We start from the raw sequence: 15,643 nt of genomic DNA on the forward strand, positions 1-15,643 counted from the left end.
CCGACCTTAGACTGGTCGGAAACCGAACGGAGAGAACCATGGCCGATACGACCGCGAACCTGAACATGCCCTTCATCCTGCCTTCGCAGGCGCAGAAACATGTCACCCACAACGAGGCCCTGCTGCGGCTCGATGCGCTCGTGCATCTGACGGTCATCGCGGAGCTCGCGACCCCGCCCGGCGCACCGGCGGAAGGCGCCTGCTATCTGGTCGGGGCCGCACCCACGGGCGCCTGGGCCGGCAAGACCGGACGTATCGCGTCCTGGCAGGACGGCTACTGGGCATTTCTGGCCCCGCACACCGGCTGGCGGGCCTGGTTCGCCGCTGCCGAAAAGCTCAAGGTGTTTTCCGGCGCGCTCTGGCAGGATATCCCCCTGCCCGCCACCGGCCGCCTCGACCAGCTCGGGATCAATGCGACGCCCGACGGCACCAACCGGCTCGCCCTTTCCGCTCCGGCAAGCCTCTTCAACCACGCGGGCAACGGCCACCAGATCAAGGTCAACAAGGCGGCTTCCGCCGACACGGCCTCGCTGCTCTTCCAGTCGAACTGGACCGGTTACGCGGAGATGGGGCTGGCCGGCAACACCGAGTTCTCGGTCAAGGTCAGCGACGGGACGACCTGGAGGACCGGGCTTTCGATCTCGCCCGCCGGCCAGGTCTCGCAGCCGAACCAGCCGGCCGCCCGAGCCTATCGCACCGGTACGAGCTTCACCCCGACGGCCGGCCAGCAGAGCGGTTTCACCACGCTCGCCCTCGCCCATGGCGGCTTTTCGCTGGGCGCTGCGGTCGCCGGCGGCGGCAGCCGCATCGTCGCCCCGGCTACCGGCCTCTATCTCGTTGGCCTCAATGTCGCGGTCCTGTCTTCGTCCGGCCATGCGACCAGCCTGATGCTCAATGCAACGCAGACGCTTATCGCGATGAACGGCATCGCCGGCGGAGCACAAATACAATCCGCAACGGGAATTTTTTCCTTTTCCGCCGGCGATTACCTGACGCTCGGGCATGCGGGGACGGCACAACTGGAACTAGGGGCAGGAAAGACCGAACTATCCTTGGCGATGCTGTCGTGACGGTATCCCGGAAAAATCTATTCATCCTTAACAACCCGTTAAATTGACGGATGACTCCGCAACGCGGCTGTTCTATTACGAGCCACCGAGGCCTTCGAGGCTTCGGAGGGGTAGAGTACGGGTGGCTGGTTTTGAGTGTTCCTGATCTGCATGACGACACGACCGGCAGGTCGCGCGGCAGGCGCCATATCGCGCCGCCGCCAGCCCGTATCCGGCAATCGGTCCAGCTCCATAAAGCCGGCACCAGCCTTCGCCTTCAGCTCGCCGCAAAGCGGGCGATCGACATCGGCGTCTCGCTGGCGGCGCTGATCCTGCTCCTGCCCGTGATGCTGGCGGTCGCGCTGGCGATCCGCCTCGACAGCGACGGACCGGTGCTCTTTACCCAGACGCGCTGGGGCAAGGACAGCCGCAGGTTCCGCGTCTACAAGTTCCGGTCGATGCGCACCGCTCTCGGCGACGAGAAAGGGATCGCGCAGACCGTGCGGAACGATCCGCGCGTCACCCGTGTCGGCGCCCTCATCCGCAAGGCCAATATCGACGAACTGCCGCAACTCCTGAATGTCCTGAAAGGCGACATGTCGCTGGTCGGCCCACGCTGTCACGCGATCGGCATGCTGGCGGCCGGCATCCGTTACGAGGACCTCGTTCCGGACTATCACCGCCGCCATGCGATGCGGCCGGGCATGACCGGCCTCGCGCAGATGCGCGGCCTTCGCGGTCCGACGGATCGTCCCGGCAAGGCGCGCGCCCGCATCGCCTGCGACCTCCATTACATCGACAATTTCTCGATTTTTCTCGATCTGCGCATCATGTTCGGCACGTTGCTTGTCGAATTTCGAGGCGGCGAAGGCTTCTGATCCGCCTCTTTTTGCAGGATCGCGCTGCCGCCAAGCCGCCGTCTTTCCCTTGAGCAACAAGGCTTTTCGTCCTGCCTTAGGACACGCAATGCGATTGCTGCCACAGTCGGAACAAATGCTGCGGCCTATTTAGTCAAATATTAAAACTGGGCGGCTAGGCTCACCGACGTGGTCTTGCGTTGTGTAGAGAGTTCAATGACCGAATTGATACGTCCCCGAGTGAAATATGTCATCGGCCCCGATGGCAGCCCCTTGACGATCGCCGATCTGCCGCCGGCCAATACGCGCCGCTGGGTCATCCGGCGAAAGGCAGAGGTGGTAGCCGCGGTTCGCGGCGGCCTGTTGAGCTTGGAAGAAGCCTGCGAGCGTTACACGCTCACCGTCGAGGAATTCCTGTCCTGGCAGTCCTCCATCAACGATCACGGCCTTGCCGGCCTGCGCACCACGCGCATTCAGCAATATCGTCACTGACGCCGAATTCGCGGGTCCCGGCCCGCACCGGAAAACAAAAGGTGCCGCTGCCACGAACGCAACGGCACCTTTCGGTTTCTGAAAGACGGCTCAATTCTGCCCGGATCCGGTCCGGGACAGCGACGGCAGCACCCCGGCGATGATGGCCGAGGCGGCGTAGAACCAGAGGCCCGGCTGCGAGACCGCAACAGCCAGGCCGCTGCTCTTCGCGGCGAAGACGACGATCGCCACCAGCATCACATCCATCATCGACCACTTCGAGAGATGCGGCATCGCACGGCCGAAAAACCCGGCCTGCCTCACTCGGCCGGAGAGCCGCACCGCGAGCCCGGCGAGCTTGACGATCGGAAAGACGATCGAAAACAGGCCGACCACCAGCGACAGCGCCACATCCCCCTCCTCGAAAAGCGCCGCGACGAGTTCCAGCAGGGACGGCGTCTCGCTGAAGAAATAGAGCCGCTCGAAGCGGATGATCGGCAGGAAAAGCCCGAGCCCCAGAAAGATCGCGGCCAGCACGAGAAGAAACGGCCGTAGCCAGTTCATCGCTTTCTCCGTTGACGATGTGTCACCCCCGGGTGTGCCGCGCGGCTATTTCCCTGCGGCCCCTCCCGTATTACATCATCGGCGGAAGCACAAAAGCGAGGCAATCATGAATATCACCCTCGAAGAAACGCGGGCGGGCGGCCGTTACCTGGCCGAGGTCGAAGGGCACTTCGCCGAGATGACCTATTCCCGCGCATCGCCGGAACTCATCATCGTCGATCATACCGGCGTTCCCGACGAGCTTCGCGGCAAAGGGGTCGGCCAGGCCCTGGCGCTGCATGCGGTCGAGGAAGCCCGCAAGGGCGGCTGGAAGATCATTCCGCTCTGCCCGTTCTTCAAGGCTCAGGTGGAACGCCACCCCGACTGGCAGGACATTCTACGTTAATCCGGGCTTCGTTAATATGGGACGCCGAACCCGAATCACGGATGTTAACGAAAGCTAAAAACGGAAATGGGGCCTCGGCACCGCGGCACCGCCCCAGATTATGACATTTCCGTCGCTGATGCGGCCCGGCGTCGTTAGGCCCGGGCGCGCATTCCGCCATCGCGCTCTTCGAGCGCCGAAGCCTTGGCAAATTCTGCCTCTGCCTCCTCGAGCGCGAGCTCCGCGCTTTCCTCCTGCACCTTCAGCTCGCGAATCGAGACCTGAAGATTGTCCGCGCGCTGGCGGGCTGCCTTCGCGAAGGTCGGATAGGCGAAGTGATTCCGGTCGGTAATGCCGGATTTCTTCTCTTCCAGAGTGATCTGGTGCTCGAGTTCCTTGGACATTCTTTCGAACTCGGCCATCATCATCTGCAATTGCTGCAATTGACGACGCTTTTCGGTGACCTGAAAGCTTTTCAGGCGAACCAGGCTGTCACGCGACTTCATACGCAATACTCCGTGGATAGCGAGACCCAGGCCCGTGTATCCGGATTGGTACACTCCGGATCAAAAAATTTTCGCAACGTTAATAAATAAGGCGTCGCGTTAACCTTTCGTTTACGGGCATCATTAATGATAAACCTGATCGTTTAAGGGTCGGTAAATGCCAGGGCCTAAATTGGCCGCGACAATGTATGAGTCGAATGAATCACTTAGCGGAATTTCCTCACCCGCTGATTCAAACCTGGTGATGACCAATCCATAAGGGAAATCAGGTTGCTACTAATTTTGCTTAACGAAATGATGAACCTTGCCAGGTGAAATCATAATTTGTTAACCATTTAGTGGCAGCTTCCAAATCAGGCTCAGTCTGGATCCGTATCGAGTAAGGGGGCAAAGATACCTTACGCGGCGGTAAAGGGGAAAAATATGCGGGTTCTACTCATCGAAGATGACAGCGCGACTGCCCAGAGCATCGAGCTAATGCTGAAATCGGAGAGCTTCAACGTTTACACGACCGACCTCGGAGAGGAAGGCGTCGATCTCGGCAAGCTTTACGACTATGATATCATTCTCCTCGACCTCAACCTGCCCGACATGTCGGGCTACGAAGTGCTGCGCACTCTGAGGCTTTCGAAGGTCAAAACACCGATCCTCATCCTGTCCGGCATGGCCGGCATCGAAGACAAGGTCCGTGGTCTCGGTTTCGGCGCCGACGACTACATGACCAAGCCCTTCCACAAGGATGAACTGGTCGCTCGCATCCACGCGATCGTCCGCCGTTCCAAGGGTCATGCACAGTCGATCATCGTCACCGGCGAACTGATCGTCAATCTCGACGCCAAGACCGTCGAAGTCGGCGGCCAGCGCGTTCACCTGACGGGCAAGGAATACCAGATGCTGGAGCTCCTCTCGCTCCGCAAGGGTACCACGCTCACCAAGGAAATGTTCCTGAACCACCTTTACGGCGGCATGGACGAGCCGGAACTGAAGATCATCGACGTCTTCATCTGCAAGCTGCGCAAGAAGCTTGCCAATGCCGCAGGCGGCGCAAACTACATCGAAACCGTCTGGGGCCGTGGCTACGTGCTGCGCGAACCGGAAGCGGACTACGCCGAAACCGCCTGAGCTGCCTGAGAGTCCCCTTTCGAAACGTCCGCCTGGCCTGCCGGGCGGACGTTTTGTTTTGAGCCGTTTGCGGACCCGAAACGAAACAGGACAAGAAAATCGCCGGCGGCGCTGCCACCATCGGACGAGCGGATGCGGTGGTTTTGAGAATCAGGCGGCTTGTGCCAGGGCAGAGAAGACCGAAGTCAGGATCTTGCGGTCGAAAGGCTTCAGCAGGAAATCGTCCGCGCCGGCACGCTTGCCGGCCATCATCTTCTTCAGGTCCGCCTCGATGACGCAATAGAAGATGCGCACACTCTTGCCGTTCGGCATCGCCCGGATGGTGCCGATGAGTTCGAGCGCACCTTCCAGGCCCGCGTCCACGATCAGGAAATTGGGAAGTTCGGCATTGCAACGCGTCACTGCCTCGCGCGCGGTGCCGGCCTCGACCACCAGGAAGCCCAGTTCGGACAGGATCCGCTTGCCGACCGTGCGCACGATGTCCGATCCGTCGGCAATCATTAAACGCTGCATCGTATCCCCCTGACGCTCAAACCCGCTCTGGTTTCCGAGCATCTATCATTAGGGCGATGGCGCTAATGAATGGTTACCCTCGGGAGCGAATCAACCGGAGATCGTCTCGGCGGCCACTGTTTCGGCGATGAAGACGATCTTGTCTTCCGAAACCACGTGCCGCAGTTCCATGCCGGACTCTTCCGCGAGCAGCACCGTGTAATAGGGCTGGATCGAATGGGCGTCGATCGGTTCTTCGAGCGTGCCGCTGGCGATCTCGACGAACTTGGCCGGCACGCGCATCATCCGTCCCTTGATGGTAAGGATGAATTTCGCGTCATATTCCGGATTTTCCAGCGTCACGTCGATCGAGCCGCCGCGGGGGATGCCCGCATAGGCGACGAGGAAGAGGTTGAGGAGCAGCTTGACCCGGTTCTTGGCGATGATCGCGCGCGGGCCGTTCCAGGTGACCTCGGTCTTCTTTTCGGCGACGGCAAAGTCCTTGGCGGCCTTCTCGGCCTCGCCCGTATCGATCGAGGCGCCGACGGAGCCGGAGGCACCGAAAGCAAGACGTGCGAACTTGAGGCGCACCGAAGCGTTGAGGGCCGAGGTGCGGATGAGGTCGAGCGCGTCGCTGTCGGCAGCTCCCTCGTCGAGGAGTTCGAGACCGTTGTTGATCGCGCCGACCGGGGAGATCACGTCATGGCAGACGCGGCTGCACAGAAGTGCCGCGAGATCTGGCCCGGCAAGGGTAAGATTCGGATTCTTCGGCATGTAGGTCTCCTGTTTGGGAAATGCTCTCCCCTGTACGCCCTGCCATCTGAAGGTTGCGCGGGGATTGAGCAATGTTCCCGGTCATAATGACACCATATTTGGTAAACCGATTATTAAGATCATGGCGCCAAAATAGACGAGCCTTAAGCATGATGCAAAAGGCGTGCCCCTGGATGATACAATCATGGATCTGACAATGCGCATCCACACCCGTTCCGCCCTCGCCCGTTTCGCAGCGACGGTGTTTGCCGTGATCGCAGCCGTGGCGGTCTTCGCAGGCCCGGCATCCGCCCAGCAGGGCTCCAACCAATACACTGCCCAGGAAATCGTCGACGCCGGACACGGCTTCTTCGGCTCCACCAGCGGCGGGCTTGCCAAGGTCGTCGAGAACGCCTTTGCCCAATACGGCCTGCCTAACGGCTACATCCTCGGCCAGGAAGGTTCGGGCGCGTTCATCGCCGGCCTGACCTATGGCGAGGGCGAGCTCTATACCAAGAATGCCGGCAAGCATCCGGTGTTCTGGCAGGGCCCCTCGCTCGGCATCGACTATGGCGGCCAAGGCACCCGCGCGATGATGCTGGTCTACGATCTTCCCTCGGTGAACAGCCTCTACGCCCGCTTCGGCGGCGTGTCGGGTTCCGCCTTCGTGGTCGCCGGCGTCGGCATGACGGTGCTGCGCAACAACAACGTGATTCTCGTGCCGATCCGCACCGGTCTCGGCGCTCGCCTCGGCATCAATGTCGGTTATCTCAAGCTCACCCAGTCGCCGACCTGGAACCCTTTCTGAAATCTGCCATTGTCCTCTCCGCACAGCGGAGGGGATTTGATGTTTTTTGAAACAGTGGTCGGTAACCCGGCCTTCCGCCCGAAGGGCGCTTGCCGGTTGAATGCCACCATGCTTAAACAGCCTGCGCATTCCCATCCAGACCGCGAAACGGCCGCATCGTGATCCAATTTGCTCTTCTGTTCGGCTTGGGTTTCCTGAGCGCCGCACTTGCGGTCATGCTGATTGCCCCGGCGGTCCACAATCGCATCGTCCGCTACACCGAAAACCGCATCAAGGCGACGCTGCCGATCAGCCCGCAGGAAGTCCGCGCCCAGCGCGACATGGCGCGCGCCGTCTATGCCGCCGAGAATGCCCGCACCAAGCAGGAACTCGTCCAGGAAAGGGACAAGGCGGTCGCGCTGCAGATCAGGAGCGACACCCTTGCCGAGGAAGCCAGACAGCTTCTTTCCGAGATCACCGACCTGCGCACCCAGATCGACACCATGGATACGGAGGCCGCCGACGCGCGCGCGCGGCTGCGCCAGGAGGACAGCTATATCCAGCAGTTGAAGGCGGCGCTCGAAACTGCCGAGGAAACCCTGGCAGCCAAGGATCTCGAGATCGAGACGCTGCAGCAGCGCCAGGCTCTGATGATGGCCGACGCCGACAATTTCCGGATCGATCTTTCGACCCGCGACACCGAGGTGGAGAACCTGAAATTCCGCGTCACCGCCCTGCGCGACGAGCGGGATACGCTGCGCAACGACGTCCGGCTGCAGACCGCCCGCGCCAAGGATGCCGAAACACGGCTCGCCCAGGAAGAAAACCGCGTCCAGCGACTGGAGGACAAGCTCGCCAGGGAAATCTCCGACCGCGCAGACCGAGAAACGACGCTGGAGCGCCGTTTGGCCGAGATCGGCCGGCTGCGGGACAAGCTGAAAGGCGCAAATTCCGAAGCGCGGGACGCCAGTCGCGCCCTTCGCGATTCCACCCTCGTCCGCCCGGTGGTAAAGGCGGCACCGAAAAAGAAGATTACGCCGGAGGACATCAACCTGCGCGAAATTCCGCATGCTCCGTCTCCGAGACAAGCCCGGGTTTCCGGACAGCCGGACGTCGATCCGGCGGTGGCCAGGATGGCCGACGACGCCCGCACCAGGGCGACGGCGCTTTCCGAACGCCTGCAGAAGGGCGGCGGCAGTGACGAAGCGGTCCGCCAGGAGCTTGCTTCGATCGCCGCCAGCATGGTGGCCATGACGGCGGCGTCCGAAGGCGCGTCCTCGCCGATCCACAAGATCCTCTCCGGCAAGTCCGGAAACGGCAACCGGGAAAGCCTGGCCGCGAAGTCTAAGAAGACGCTCGCGACCACCGGGGATGCGAACAGCTGAGATCCCTACAGACGGCCCTGCGCCATGGCGATCTCGTAGAGCGCAATGCCTGTCGCCGTCGCCGCATTGAGACTGTCGAGGCCCGGCGCCTGGGCGATCCGCGCCGATTGGATGCGGGCAAGCACCTGTGCCGGCAGTCCCTCGCCTTCCGTGCCGGTGATCAGCACCATGCGCCCGGAAGCCGGTACATTGCGGATCTCCACCGAGCCCGAGGGCGAGAGCCCCCAAACGGCAAACCCGCTCTCCATCAGCGCTGCCAAAATGTCCGACATCGTGCCGTGGCGCGCATAGGGCACCGACAGCACCGCCCCGACCGAGACCCGGAGCGCCTTGCGGTAGAGCGGATCGCAGCAGCCCTGGTCGAGCAGTACCGCGTCCACGCCGAAGGCGGCGGCGTTGCGGAAGATCGAACCGATATTGTCGTGATTGGAAATGCCGAAGGCCGCAACCACCAGGGCCTTGTCCGGCAACGCGGCGACCAGCTCCGAAGCCGTCCTCTCCCGCCTGCGGCGGCCGAGCGCCAGCACGCCGCGATGCAGATGGAAACCGGCGATCTGATCGAGCACGGCGGACGAGGCCACGTAGACGGGAACATCCGCCGGAAAACAGCTCAGGATTTCCGCAAGGCCGGCAACCCGGTTTTCCAGCAGCAGGATCTTTTCGGTCAGGAAGTCGCCGCCCGAACCATGCGCGGCGGCAAGCATCCGCAGCACCACGGTGCCCTCGGCGATGAACCGACCTTCGCGGCCGGTCAGGTCACGCTCGCGGATCGACCGGAACTCGGCGATCCGCAGGTCGTCCGCGTCGTCGATGCGGACCGGCGCCATTATTGCGGAATGGCCACGGTCACATCGGCGACGATGCGGCCGGCGGCGATATCGTAGATCAGCACCTTCTGGTCGCCGGTCAGCAGCCCATAAAACAGGATCTGGCCGCCGGAGAGCGATACCCCCTGCACAACGAAGCCGGCAGGCAGTTCCGCGGTTGCCGTGAGCGGCTGGCCGGCCGGAACCGAGAACCCGCCGGTCGAGGCGATCGTCGCAGACGTGGCAGGCCGCTGCGTGACCTTGTAGACAATGGCGCCAAGGACCGCCATAAAGCAGACGAACAGGATCCCGCCCGAAACGAGTATCAGAAGCACCATTTTCCGGCGGATTCTCTCCATCGCCGGATCAAGCGGCTCTTCCTTTTCCTCGATTTCGGGTTGGGGCATCAGGGCGTCCTTGTCTCTTGTCGAATGCTGTCGATTGCTATCGGAATGATTGAATGAACGATCCCTTTAAAGAAGCCGGACGCCCAAGGAAAGTCCTCACCGCCTCCGACGAGGCCGAAGGGCGGCTGGACGCCTGGCTGACCTCGGTGCTCGAAGGCGAGTTTTCGCGCAACCGCATCAAGGCGCTGATCGAACAGGGCGCCGTCAGCCTCAATGGCAAGGTCATCACCGAGCCGAAGAAGAAGATCGCCGCCGGCGACACCGTCGAGATCGATCTCCCGGAGCCCGAGGATCCCGAGCCGAAGGGCGAGGATATTCCGCTTGACGTGCTCTACGAGGACGACGACCTGATCGTCATCGCCAAACCGGCCGGCCTCGTCGTCCATCCGGGCGCTGGCAACTGGACCGGCACGCTGGTCAACGCCCTCATCCACCATTGCGGTGCCAGCCTCTCCGGCATCGGCGGCGTCAAGCGCCCCGGCATCGTCCACCGGCTCGACAAGGACACGAGCGGCGTCATGGTCGCCGCCAAGAACGATATCGCCCACCGCCACCTCGCCGACCAGTTTGCCGACCATGGCCGTTCCGGCCCGCTGGAGCGGGCCTACCAGGCAATCGTCTGGGGCCGTCCGCGCGGGCTCAAGGGCACGATCGACGCGCCGCTCGGTCGCGCCGGCGACCGCACCAAACGCGCCGTGCAGAAGGAAGACAGCAGCGACGCCCGCGAGGCGATCACTCATTACGAGGTGATCGAACGTTTCCACGAAAAGCCGGATGCGACGTCACTCGCGGCGCTGATCGAATGCCGGCTGGAGACCGGCCGCACCCACCAGATTCGCGTCCACATGGCCCATATCGGCCACCCGCTGATCGGCGACCAGGATTATTCCGCCGGCTTCAAGACCAAGGCCAACCTGCTGCCCGAACCCGCCAAGACCGTCGTGAACCGCTTTCCGCGCCAGGCGCTGCACGCCTTCCTGCTCGCCTTCGAACACCCCCGCACCGGCGAGGTGATGGAATTCGAAGCCCCGATGCCCGACGACATGGCCGAGCTGATCGAAGCCCTGAAGGCATGAAACGGGTGGCCTGAAAGGCGGCCGGGGCGTATATAGGTCCTCGTTATCCACGAGGCATACCAAGGCCCCTCCATGAGCCAGTTCGCCGTCAGAAAGCTTCTCGATACGGACCTGATCCAGGTCCGCGACGTCGTGTGCGGCGGCGAATGCAGGCACCGCAGCGGTGAAGAATGCTCGCATGCGACGAGCCTCGTCTTTCCCTATCGCGGCGTCTTCATGCGTCATGTCGGCCGCGACGACACGGTCGCGGAAGCCAACCAGGTCCTGTTCTTCAACTGCGAGGAAGCCTATCAGATCAGCCACCCGGTCGAAGGCGGCGATTCCTGCCTGAGTATGGACGTGCCGGAAGCGATGCTGGAGGAACTAGTCCCGGCCGAGTACCGCAATCCCAAGGGCTCGCGCTTCGTCTTCAACAAGCAGCGGCTGAGGATCGACGAGCGGGCCCAAGCGCTGGTGGCGCTGCTGCGCCACAGCCTGATGCGTGGCGCCGCCGAGACGCTGGAGGCCGAAACGCTGGCCATGACGCTGGTGCGCCGCTCCGTCGGCGTGCGCACCGCGCGCGCCGCGACCGCCAGCGCCGGCCGCCAGAAGCTGGTGGACCGCGCCAAGCTCGCCCTCTCCTCCGATCTCGCCCGTCGCTGGACGCTTGCCGAGATCGCCGGGGAAGCCGGCGTTTCGCCTGTCTATCTGACCCAGGTCTTCCAGCAGGTGGAAGGCACGCCGCTCTACCGCTACCAGCTTCGCCTCAGGCTGGCCCGCGCGCTCGACCTGCTCGGCACCTATGACGACCTGACCACGCTTGGCCTCGAACTCGGCTTTTCGAGCCACAGCCACTTCTCCTCGGCCTTCCGCCAGGCTTATGGCCGCACGCCGGCGGAATTCCAGAGATTTGCGGGGTTGAGATAGCGCCCGGTAAATCGCCAGGGGCAAAGTCGCTAAAGATTCTGACAGCGGAAGACCCCGCCAAAATGCTTTTCTTCTCCCGTAACGTCACGTCGGGAGATGACATCATGAAAGAGAATACCTGCGCCGCCTGCGACTGCGAACTCGATTCGACCCGGATCGCGGTGAAGATCGGCGGCAAGACGGTCGAGGTCTGCTGCGAGGAATGCGCCGAAGCGCTGCGGGAAGCGGAAGCTGCAACCCGCACGGCACAATCGGCCAGCAAGTAAACGCCAACATCGAGGCGGGCGTCAGCCGCCCGCCTCCTGAACCTCGGCCGTAGATCGGCCGACATCCCTCAGGAGAAAGATCATGAAGAACGAGAACCGGGCGGTCTTTGACCGCGCATCGGAACGCTACCCCCTTGTCCTGGAACTGCCGCCTCTGGCGCAACCCCACGTGCCCGCGACGGAGGATGCTCCGGTCATCCAGCCTTCGCTGATGCACCGCGTGCTCATCGCTATCGCCGCAAAATTTCGCCAGCGCCGCAACCGGCTGGCACTGCTCGAGCTCGGCGATGACCAGTTGAAGGATATCGGCCTCTCGCGCAGTCAGGCCTATGGCGATATCAGCCGCTACCGCCGCAGCAACGCCCATGGACTGGAGCGCAAATGCCTTTGAAATTCTGCGGAACCAGTCAAACCAAAGACACTCTGGAATAATTCCGAGTCATCGTCGGAATTATTCCAGACGAAACCAAGAAAAATCACCGTCAAAGTTTTGCTCTATTTCCATTCATTGCTGCAGCGCGAATGAAGAGAGATATCACCAGACTCAACCTCCGGTACAACTCAGTACTGTAGATGATGGACTTCAGAAATAGAAAAGATATCAAAGGACGCGGAAGATATGGATACGGGCCTCCGGAAGTTCATCTTTCGTGACCTGCAGACGATCGAGGGATATATCGATCCGCCCGACGCGCTGGTTTTCCTGTCTCTTCTGCGGGCGCAGAAGAAAAGCGGGCTGGAAGGTGGCATTGCCGAGATCGGCGTCTTTTATGGGCGCTCCTATTTTCTTCTGAAGAAGATCAGCGAAGGCGACAGGATCCTGGCGATCGATCTCTTCGATCTCGGCCAGACGCCGGATGCTGCATCGACACAATATGCCCGGTTCATCGCCAACGGCCGGCGTCTGGGGTTGGCCGTGGACGAGGAGCTGGTCATCAGGGGCGACAGCACGCTGATGCGGGCGGACGAGATTACCCGGAAGGTCGGCCGCACGCGCTTCTTCAGTATCGACGGCGGCCACACGCTGCAGCACATCGCCGCCGACAGCCGGCTTGCGACGGATACGCTCGCCGATCACGGCATCATCGCCTTCGACGACACGTTCAATCCCGCATGGCCGGAGGTGACGGTGGGCGTCGCGGACTTCCTGCGCGACCGCAAGGATATGTTCTCGACCTTCTGCATGACCAAGTATAAGACCTATGTCTGCCGCAACGAATTTCACGAATTCTATCTGAACGCGATCGCCAAGGCTCCGGACCTTCTTGCCTTCGACCATGTGGAGACGGAATTCCTCGGCGCGAAAGTGACACGATTGCACAATCCGATCAGCCGTCGCATGGTCTATGAACTGATGGTGCGGTCGGGCATGCGGGCCCTGTCGGAACGCGTCTACCGTTGAAATCCGCAGCAGCGTATATTACGAAGTTGTAATGATATAACGCTTCTGTGATGACTTGAATCACTGTTCTGCCGTACTTATCTGTCACTTGGGTCGGTGCGGAGTCGAGAATGATCCGCGCCGCTTGGCTCGCCTTCAGCATGCACAGCTAGATCAAAAAGGGAGCCGATATATAGATCGGAAAGGGGTGCTTTATGGCCCGCAATACTTTGCCTTCCATTACTGCCGGTGAAGCCGGCCTCAACCGCTATCTCGACGAGATCCGCAAGTTTCCCATGCTGGAACCGCAGCAGGAATACATGCTGGCGAAACGGTATGCCGAACATGCCGACCGGGATGCGGCCCACAAGCTGGTCACCAGCCATCTGCGTCTCGTGGCCAAGATCGCCATGGGTTATCGCGGTTACGGCCTGCCGATCGGCGAAGTCGTATCCGAAGGTAACGTCGGCCTGATGCAGGCCGTCAAGAAGTTCGATCCGGAACGCGGCTTCCGCCTGGCGACCTATGCCATGTGGTGGATCAAGGCCTCGATCCAGGAATATATCCTGCGCTCCTGGTCGCTCGTGAAGATGGGCACCACCGCCAACCAGAAGCGCCTGTTCTTCAACCTGCGCCGGTTGAAGGGCAAGATCCAGGCGATCGACGAAGGTGATCTGAAGCCCGACCAGGTGGCCGAGATCGCCACGAAGCTGAACGTCTCCGAAGAGGAAGTGGTTTCCATGAACCGCCGCCTTTCAGGCGACGCTTCGCTGAACGCGCCGATCCGCGCCACCGAAGGCGAATCCGGCCAGTGGCAGGATTGGCTGGTGGACGACCACGACAGCCAGGAGGAAGTGCTGATCGAGCAGGACGAGCTCGACACGCGCCGCCGCATGCTGGCCAGGGCGCTGAGCGTCCTGAACGACCGCGAACGCCGTATCTTCGAAGCCCGCCGTCTTGCCGACGATCCGGTAACGCTGGAAGAACTGTCGGCCGAGTTCGACATCAGCCGCGAACGCGTCCGCCAGATCGAAGTCCGCGCCTTTGAAAAGGTGCAGGACGCGGTTCAGAAGGAGGCGCTCGCCCAGGCGAACGCACTGCGGGTCGTCGACGCGTAAATCCGGCTCGGCGCCGACATCAAAAAGGGGCTGCTTTGGCGGCCCCTTTTCTTTTGGCACCTTTGCGGAATTCTATTCCGGAGGGCGGAAAAAATATCTCCGCGAAAGATATCGGACGCCTCGGGCCGTCGCAGAATATCCGGATTCTGCGTCGCAGATATCTCGCACGGAACCCGGCCGAGAACCGAGATTCTCCGTGACAATCGGATGGGAAGGATATTCATGACCGACATTTCGAACAGATTGCGTATTTGTGTATTATTTGGCGGGCGCTCTGCGGAGCATGAAGTATCGGTGCTTTCAGCCACCAACGTCATGCACGCGCTGGATCCGGGAAAATACGATGCCGTCCCGGTTTTCGTCACCCGTGAAGGGCAATGGCTGCTGAGCGCCTTCGAGGACGGAGCGCTCGCGCGACCCATCAGCGGAACGGAACTCTGCTTCATCCCTGGAGGACGTGGACGGGCGCTTGCATCTCCCGAGCATGGCTCTCCCTATGAACTGACGGGGATAGACATCGTCTTCCCCGTCCTGCATGGCATCCATGGCGAAGATGGTGCGGTCCAGGGGCTGGCCGAGGTGGCAGGCGTGCCGCTTGCGGGCTGCGGCATTCCCGGCTCTGCCAACGCCCTCGACAAAGATATCGCCAAACGCCTCTTCATCGAGGCTGGCGTCCCGGTGGCACGATCGGTCACGATTCATCAGGGCACGCTGCCGGATTTCGGGGAGCTGGAAGAAGCACTCGGCCTCCCCCTCTTTATCAAGCCGGCCCGCCAGGGCTCCTCGGTGGGCGTCAGCAAAGTTTCGGGCAGGGCGGATTATGAAGCGGCGCTTTCGGAGGGCTTCCGCCATGACCGCAAGCTTCTCGCCGAGGAATTTATTCGCGGCCGTGAGATCGAATGCGCGGTTCTCGAAGATAGCAAGGGTGGGCTCTTCGTGTCCCGGACCGGGGAAATCATCCCTGCCGAAACCCACGGCTTCTACACCTATGACGCCAAATATATCGATGGTGACGGCGCAGCGCTGAAGGTGCCGGCGGAATTGCCCCAGGAGGTCGAGGACGAAATCCGTGCCATTGCCAAAAGGGCATTTCGCGCGCTTGGCTGCGACGGCATGGCGCGCGCCGACTTCTTCGTTACGCCGGACATGCGGGTTCTCGTCAACGAACTCAACACGATCCCTGGCTTCACCAACATCAGCATGTATTCCAAGGTGATGGAGGTAAGCGGCGTCAGTTATCCCGAGATCATCGACCGCCTGGTCGCACACGGCCTGGCGCGCGCAGGCAGGTCGCTCTAGAGCAGAAGTGTCGCGAACCCCGGGTTCGCGACAC

Annotated in this window: 20 protein-coding genes; 14 read left to right on the forward strand and 6 right to left on the reverse strand. The window is 61.7% G+C overall.

The window, feature by feature from the left end:
* Positions 1–38 precede the first annotated feature (38 nt).
* The 3 genes from J2X76_RS09835 to J2X76_RS09845 all read left to right on the forward strand — a co-directional run bounded on the left by J2X76_RS09835 (position 39) and on the right by J2X76_RS09845 (position 2,398).
* On the forward strand, positions 39–1,070 hold the full coding sequence (locus tag J2X76_RS09835; protein WP_310215427.1) for a DUF2793 domain-containing protein: 1,032 nt from the start codon (positions 39–41) through the stop codon (positions 1,068–1,070).
* A gap of 131 nt (positions 1,071–1,201) precedes the next feature.
* On the forward strand, positions 1,202–1,927 hold the full coding sequence (locus J2X76_RS09840; protein WP_405030010.1) for a sugar transferase: 726 nt from the start codon (positions 1,202–1,204) through the stop codon (positions 1,925–1,927).
* A gap of 195 nt (positions 1,928–2,122) precedes the next feature.
* The gene (locus J2X76_RS09845; RefSeq protein WP_007769470.1) at positions 2,123–2,398 is read left to right on the forward strand and encodes a DUF1153 domain-containing protein; all 276 of its coding nucleotides are present in this window, start codon (positions 2,123–2,125) and stop codon (positions 2,396–2,398) included.
* A gap of 90 nt (positions 2,399–2,488) precedes the next feature.
* Here the strand turns inward: J2X76_RS09845 and J2X76_RS09850 are convergent, their stop codons facing one another.
* Entirely contained in the window at positions 2,489–2,941 is a 453-nt protein-coding gene (locus J2X76_RS09850) for a paraquat-inducible protein A (protein WP_310215442.1), read from the reverse strand.
* 106 nt (positions 2,942–3,047) lie between these two features.
* Between J2X76_RS09850 and J2X76_RS09855 the strand changes: the two genes are divergently transcribed.
* Positions 3,048–3,326, forward strand: a complete 279-nt coding sequence (locus tag J2X76_RS09855) for a GNAT family N-acetyltransferase (RefSeq protein ID WP_310215445.1) — start codon at positions 3,048–3,050, stop codon at positions 3,324–3,326.
* Positions 3,327–3,460: 134 nt separating this feature from the next.
* On the opposite strand, the gene J2X76_RS09860 is transcribed toward J2X76_RS09855, so the two are convergent.
* Positions 3,461–3,811, reverse strand: a complete 351-nt coding sequence (locus J2X76_RS09860) for a hypothetical protein (protein WP_007769465.1) — start codon at positions 3,809–3,811, stop codon at positions 3,461–3,463.
* 423 nt (positions 3,812–4,234) lie between these two features.
* Here J2X76_RS09860 and ctrA point away from each other — a divergent pair, with 423 nt between their 5' ends.
* Positions 4,235–4,933: a response regulator transcription factor CtrA gene (gene ctrA / locus J2X76_RS09865; protein WP_110120843.1), complete on the forward strand. Its 699-nt coding sequence runs from the start codon at positions 4,235–4,237 to the stop codon at positions 4,931–4,933.
* A gap of 150 nt (positions 4,934–5,083) precedes the next feature.
* Here ctrA and J2X76_RS09870 read toward each other — a convergent pair whose 3' ends face one another.
* Both J2X76_RS09870 and chpT read right to left on the reverse strand, forming a co-directional pair.
* The gene (locus tag J2X76_RS09870) at positions 5,084–5,446 is read right to left on the reverse strand and encodes a PleD family two-component system response regulator (protein WP_113126538.1); all 363 of its coding nucleotides are present in this window, start codon (positions 5,444–5,446) and stop codon (positions 5,084–5,086) included.
* Positions 5,447–5,536: 90 nt separating this feature from the next.
* A complete protein-coding gene (gene chpT / locus J2X76_RS09875; RefSeq protein WP_113126537.1) occupies positions 5,537–6,199 on the reverse strand; it encodes a histidine phosphotransferase ChpT in 663 nt (220 codons plus the stop codon).
* 184 nt (positions 6,200–6,383) lie between these two features.
* Between chpT and J2X76_RS09880 the strand changes: the two genes are divergently transcribed.
* The gene (locus J2X76_RS09880) at positions 6,384–6,986 is read left to right on the forward strand and encodes a DUF1134 domain-containing protein (protein WP_405030011.1); all 603 of its coding nucleotides are present in this window, start codon (positions 6,384–6,386) and stop codon (positions 6,984–6,986) included.
* A 158-nt stretch (positions 6,987–7,144) separates the two neighbouring features.
* Complete coding sequence (locus J2X76_RS09885; RefSeq protein ID WP_113285195.1) at positions 7,145–8,350, forward strand: hypothetical protein; 1,206 nt, start codon at positions 7,145–7,147, stop codon at positions 8,348–8,350.
* A 5-nt stretch (positions 8,351–8,355) separates the two neighbouring features.
* Here J2X76_RS09885 and J2X76_RS09890 read toward each other — a convergent pair whose 3' ends face one another.
* Both J2X76_RS09890 and J2X76_RS09895 read right to left on the reverse strand, forming a co-directional pair.
* The gene (locus J2X76_RS09890; RefSeq protein WP_310215450.1) at positions 8,356–9,177 is read right to left on the reverse strand and encodes an RNA methyltransferase; all 822 of its coding nucleotides are present in this window, start codon (positions 9,175–9,177) and stop codon (positions 8,356–8,358) included.
* Positions 9,177–9,563 carry a hypothetical protein gene (locus J2X76_RS09895; protein WP_113285197.1) on the reverse strand — a complete coding sequence of 129 codons (387 nt, stop codon included), beginning with the start codon at positions 9,561–9,563 and terminating at the stop codon, positions 9,177–9,179. The genes J2X76_RS09890 and J2X76_RS09895 overlap by 1 nt, the downstream gene beginning before the upstream one ends.
* A 53-nt stretch (positions 9,564–9,616) precedes the next feature.
* Between J2X76_RS09895 and J2X76_RS09900 the strand changes: the two genes are divergently transcribed.
* The 7 genes from J2X76_RS09900 to J2X76_RS09930 all read left to right on the forward strand — a co-directional run bounded on the left by J2X76_RS09900 (position 9,617) and on the right by J2X76_RS09930 (position 15,609).
* Positions 9,617–10,639: an RluA family pseudouridine synthase gene (locus tag J2X76_RS09900; protein ID WP_113126533.1), complete on the forward strand. Its 1,023-nt coding sequence runs from the start codon at positions 9,617–9,619 to the stop codon at positions 10,637–10,639.
* A gap of 72 nt (positions 10,640–10,711) precedes the next feature.
* Entirely contained in the window at positions 10,712–11,545 is an 834-nt protein-coding gene (locus J2X76_RS09905) for an AraC family transcriptional regulator (RefSeq protein ID WP_310215454.1), read from the forward strand.
* Between the two features lie 104 nt (positions 11,546–11,649).
* Positions 11,650–11,811 (forward strand): hypothetical protein, encoded by a 162-nt coding sequence (locus J2X76_RS09910; protein ID WP_310215457.1) that lies wholly within the window; start codon positions 11,650–11,652, stop codon positions 11,809–11,811.
* Between the two features lie 82 nt (positions 11,812–11,893).
* Entirely contained in the window at positions 11,894–12,202 is a 309-nt protein-coding gene (locus J2X76_RS31595) for a DUF1127 domain-containing protein (RefSeq protein WP_405030012.1), read from the forward strand.
* Between the two features lie 228 nt (positions 12,203–12,430).
* The gene (locus J2X76_RS09920) at positions 12,431–13,213 is read left to right on the forward strand and encodes a class I SAM-dependent methyltransferase (RefSeq protein WP_310215460.1); all 783 of its coding nucleotides are present in this window, start codon (positions 12,431–12,433) and stop codon (positions 13,211–13,213) included.
* A gap of 194 nt (positions 13,214–13,407) precedes the next feature.
* Positions 13,408–14,310: an RNA polymerase sigma factor RpoH gene (gene rpoH, locus J2X76_RS09925; RefSeq protein ID WP_113126529.1), complete on the forward strand. Its 903-nt coding sequence runs from the start codon at positions 13,408–13,410 to the stop codon at positions 14,308–14,310.
* A gap of 222 nt (positions 14,311–14,532) precedes the next feature.
* Positions 14,533–15,609 (forward strand): D-alanine--D-alanine ligase family protein, encoded by a 1,077-nt coding sequence (locus J2X76_RS09930; protein ID WP_310215463.1) that lies wholly within the window; start codon positions 14,533–14,535, stop codon positions 15,607–15,609.
* The last annotated feature ends 34 nt before the right edge of the window (positions 15,610–15,643 follow it).

Origin of the sequence: Neorhizobium sp. 2083, from assembly GCF_031455615.1 — a bacterium.
Taxonomy (GTDB): domain Bacteria; phylum Pseudomonadota; class Alphaproteobacteria; order Rhizobiales; family Rhizobiaceae; genus Neorhizobium.